Here is a 4,293-nt window from a genome sequence, read left to right on the forward strand (position 1 = left end):
CATACGAATTCATGGGACACTTGGTTATGTAAGTCCAATTGATTATAAACTTGAACACCTTAAAAAAGTTGTCTAGTTTAGTGTTGACATACCAGGTTGATAAATCATTAAGGGGTAATGGATATGGAAAAGAGTTATTAAATCGTATAGAAAAAATTGCTAGAGAAAACAGATGTAAACTAATTCAACTTGATACGTTTAGCTTTCAAGCTCCAAATTTCTATCAAAAAAATGGTTATGAAATAGTCGGTTTAATTGAAGAACATCCAAATAAAGAAAATCAGCAATATTACCTAAAAAAGAAATTAACCTATTGATAAACCTACTATACTAACGGAGGCTTTCCTCAAATTAGGAAGCTCTTTTACTTATGGAACAAATTGAGCAGGCTTGTTTTAAGAAGGGCAAATAAATATAAATAAATACTAATAATCTAATATTTCTTATAATTTTCTATATACAAAAATTAGAGGTTTAATATATTATGAACCCAAAATTACTGTACTGGCTTCACTAGATGAAGCTAAAATAATTTATATTATTCATGAAGAATTCCCTTCTAATAAAACAACGAGAACGTAACTATAATTCTAACTACCACAGTTGACCACTCTGCACCTCCCACTCCTAGCCCTAGTATGTTCATAAATACAAAGATTAATATATAATCCAATATGAACGATATTAATTTAATCCGCCAACCTGCTTTCATATCCGTTTTAGTATCTCCAGATGTTCTTAGAATACTGCAGGGGTAATAGTTATTTGCTTTTTTGCTTTTACAGTTGGAATAGCGTATAAATTATAGAGAGAGTATTTGGAGTGATCGTACAATTTGAGTAGTTGCATTTTTTTTATTTTGTGCAAAAACACGAACAAGATAATGGTAATATTGAGAAGTATGGAAGACTGATACAATTAAATGGGTCTGATATTAAGGAAGGAAGTGCAAAACTATGGATTTCGAAACAGTTATGGAGGAGCTTGAAGCCCTCGGTAAGGAACGAACTAAAAAAATTTACATATCCAATGGTGCGCACGAGCCGCTTTATGGCGTAGCTACAGGTGCTATGAAACCAATCGCTAAGAAAATAAAAATAAATCAACATTTAGCTGAGGAGCTTTATTCCACAGGTAACTATGATGCAATGTACTTTGCCGGCATTATTGCGGACCCAAAAGCTATGACTGAGTCGGATTTTGATCGTTGGATAGATGGGGCGTATTTTTATATGCTCTCCGACTTTGTGGTGGCAGTGACTTTATCAGAGTCTGGTATTGCACAAGACGTTGCTGATAAATGGATTGTAAGCGGTGACGAGCTGAGAATGTCAGCAGGCTGGAGTTGCTACTGCTGGCTTTTAGGAAATCGCCTAGACAATGAATTTTCCAAAAGCAAGATTTCCAATATGCTTGATATTGTGAAAAATACGATTCATGACTCGCCTGAACGAACGAAATCCGCTATGAATAATTTTCTATACACCGTGGGGATTTCATATTTGCCGCTACATGAAAAGGCATTGGACACGGCAGAGGAAGTAGGTATAGTAGAAGTCAAACGGAACAAGAAAAAAAGTAGTTTCCTAAACGCTTACGAAAGTATTCAAAAAGAAATTGATAGAGGGAAGCTTGGTTTCAAACGGAAATATGTAAGATGTTAAAAATTAGCTTGTATCGGGGTGTGAATCCAAGAAGGTTTGACACTCATTTTGTCGAATTAAACTCAATAATAAATGAAAATTAGTGTGGAATTTTCGAATAATAGTACTTAAGCTCTAGGGGGCATTCCATAATTAAAAGAAGTGCTTTTTTACTTCATTAACGGGGCAGCAATTCCTGTAATAAATCAAATGAGTATTTGTTCCTTTAGCTAAACTTGTGAAAGATTGTACTTAAAGAATAGGAGGCTTATGTTAAGTAAAGGGTTGCAGCTAGCAGCCTTTTTTAATTCGACTAAAGAGGCAGGTTAGTTGAACAAGGAATGTGTTACCAATACATAAGTTCTGATATTTTGAAATAATCAAAAGGTATTTAGACTTTGAGGGTAAGGGGTAAAGATGAAGAAATATATTTCGTTAAACTTAATCTTGTTTATTGTATTTTTGGTAGGAACCATACTTACGATATTTATAATATATAAGGATATTGATACTTCGCTATCTCTTAAATTTATTATAGGATATGTAATTTATCTTCTTCTATATGGTTTGTTCTCCATCTTTTTAGTTATTGCGAATACAAGGAAGTTAAATTGGATTCAAATAAGAAAAAGGTTTTTTACGTTTATTATTTTGTTTATTTCTTTAAGTACTTTGCACTATCTTCTTTCTTATTTTTTTAGACGTTCGGAAATGGATGTTTGGGATTTAGGTATTCCTTTGGGTGTATCATTTGGATGGGCATTTTCAGATTTAATGTCTTGGAAAAAGAAAGAATAAAGCATTAAGGTTTTGCTAAGGATTAAGCCTTTTTGCTCTTTCACTGACGGGTGTAAGAGTTAAAGATGGAGGGTTGCTGCGGCAACCTTTTTTCTTATGGAACTAATGCGGCAGTTTAGTGTAAGATAAATATTACAAAATTGAAAAATATTATTAGAGTGATAAATAATTTAAAAGATCTTAACCTATCAGTATTAGAAGTTAATGGTTATTAGCTGATTTGTGTAGCATTTGTGTTTTTACTTAATTATTGAAATAATAGAAAAAGGAGGTAGATAAATTTTGGGTATTTCGTTAGAGATGGTTACAGATAGATCTATTTCACTAAACTTTTTAATTTTCCTACAAAATATATATCTTAATCAAAATCGTGATGAGGAAAGATTAAGGTTTCCTTATTCATCAACAAAGATTGCTTTTAAAGAAAAAATTTTATCAGAATATAAAGAACTATGGAATGTTGTTTCAGCTAAAGTATCTCTAAATGACGGCACCGATTTAGAAGTATTTCACGAAGAAAAAGAACTTTTTTACCAAAAATTGTTCAGTGATAATGCCGGGAGTTTAACAAGTTTTAATGAAGTTTATAAAGGCTTTCAAGTGTGGTGGGAAAGCTTTGCAGGTGGTATTGCGGTAGAAAGGTCTATTGATGAATTAGGACACAGTTTATATCTAGATTTAGTAAGGTTTCTGAAGGAAAGACGAATAGTACCGCAAAAGCCTTTATACATTTGGCTAATTTATGATGAATGTTTACTAGCAAATTCTCAAGTATCTTCTTATCATGCGGTCATTCCAGTAGGAGATTATTATCTTAAATATAAAGAATTAGTTTTAAGATTGCAAAATTGTTTTATTTAAGCAAACATATACGATACATAATTTGATCAGTTGTCGTTAGGCAACTTTTTTTATTGCTAAAGGAGTAGTATTCCTAAAATAAAGAAGGGTATAAAGTTTATGGTTGTGAAGAAATACACTAAAAGCAACGAGGCAATACTTGATTCACGAACGGTATTGTCTTTTCTTATGAAGTTATCGCGGCAGGATAGCTCGATAAGAAATGCTATAAAACAAGAAAATTTTGACGGCATTTTATGATTAGCCATTTAGTAGTATAAAAAATAAGGAGTACGAAGCAGTGAATGAATTTTATAAGGCGTTAACATATGTAAATAAATTTTTTTATGAACCAAATCGCTTAACTATAAAAGCTATCCGAGAAGAAGCACAAAATTCAGATTATGGGGCTGGTATATTTCAGCTAAATTCAAAATCGGTTAGATTTAGAGTCGCAAAAATAACACCTACCAAGATAGGACAGTTTGTTGCTTTTTGGGAAAAAGATGGAGATAATAAAAACCAAGCCTTTTCATATGAGAAGGCTACTGATTTATTGGTTATCAACACTTTTACTAGTAATAATAATTTTGGACAATTCGTTTTTCCAAAAGAAGTACTTGTAAAACAAAATATCCTTAAAACAACCACTACAAAAGGAAAAATGGCAATTAGAGTTTACCCTAGATGGGAAAATCCCACTAGCAAACAAGCTATCGAAACACAAAAATGGCAATTAGAATATTTTGTTGAGGTGAACAATACAAATAGTTTACCAATACAGGAACTATTAAAGCTATACTCAAACTGAAATTGGATAGCCCTAAGCTGGCTAATAGTTTGTGAAGCATAACAATTTAACTCTCGGTTGCAATCGCTTGAATCATAGTTGACAATAGTCGGCTCTTTTTTATTGGACTAAAGGGGCAGCATTCCTGTAATAACTGAAAATGCGATTTGAATGAAAAAAGACCTCTTGGTAAGATGAATGTGTCCTGAGCTGGCCAGCTAA

The 4,293-nt window shown here is 32.4% G+C and carries 5 protein-coding genes; all 5 read left to right on the forward strand.

Annotated elements, in window-relative coordinates; all coding sequences use genetic code 11:
- Positions 1–50 precede the first annotated feature (50 nt).
- The 5 genes from J2S17_RS28615 (at position 51) to J2S17_RS28635 (ending at position 4,092) form a co-directional block, all read left to right on the forward strand.
- Positions 51–317, forward strand: a complete 267-nt coding sequence (locus J2S17_RS28615) for a GNAT family N-acetyltransferase (protein WP_307480758.1) — start codon at positions 51–53, stop codon at positions 315–317.
- 639 nt (positions 318–956) lie between these two features.
- A complete protein-coding gene (locus J2S17_RS28620; RefSeq protein ID WP_307480760.1) occupies positions 957–1,664 on the forward strand; it encodes a DNA alkylation repair protein in 708 nt (235 codons plus the stop codon).
- A gap of 396 nt (positions 1,665–2,060) precedes the next feature.
- Complete coding sequence (locus J2S17_RS28625) at positions 2,061–2,441, forward strand: hypothetical protein (RefSeq protein WP_307480764.1); 381 nt, start codon at positions 2,061–2,063, stop codon at positions 2,439–2,441.
- Between the two features lie 282 nt (positions 2,442–2,723).
- The gene (locus tag J2S17_RS28630; RefSeq protein WP_307480767.1) at positions 2,724–3,302 is read left to right on the forward strand and encodes a hypothetical protein; all 579 of its coding nucleotides are present in this window, start codon (positions 2,724–2,726) and stop codon (positions 3,300–3,302) included.
- Positions 3,303–3,582: 280 nt separating this feature from the next.
- Entirely contained in the window at positions 3,583–4,092 is a 510-nt protein-coding gene (locus tag J2S17_RS28635; protein ID WP_307480770.1) for a MepB family protein, read from the forward strand.
- The last annotated feature ends 201 nt before the right edge of the window (positions 4,093–4,293 follow it).

Source organism: Cytobacillus purgationiresistens (assembly GCF_030813235.1).
GTDB lineage: Bacteria > Bacillota > Bacilli > Bacillales > Cytobacillaceae > Cytobacillus > Cytobacillus purgationiresistens.

Excerpts from the sequence above, each read along its gene's own strand:
- J2S17_RS28620 (WP_307480760.1), top strand. The coding sequence starts at position 957 with ATGGATTTCGAAACAGTTATGGAGGAGCTTGAAGCCCTCGGTAAGGAA.
- J2S17_RS28625 (WP_307480764.1), top strand. The coding sequence starts at position 2,061 with ATGAAGAAATATATTTCGTTAAACTTAATCTTGTTTATTGTATTTTTG.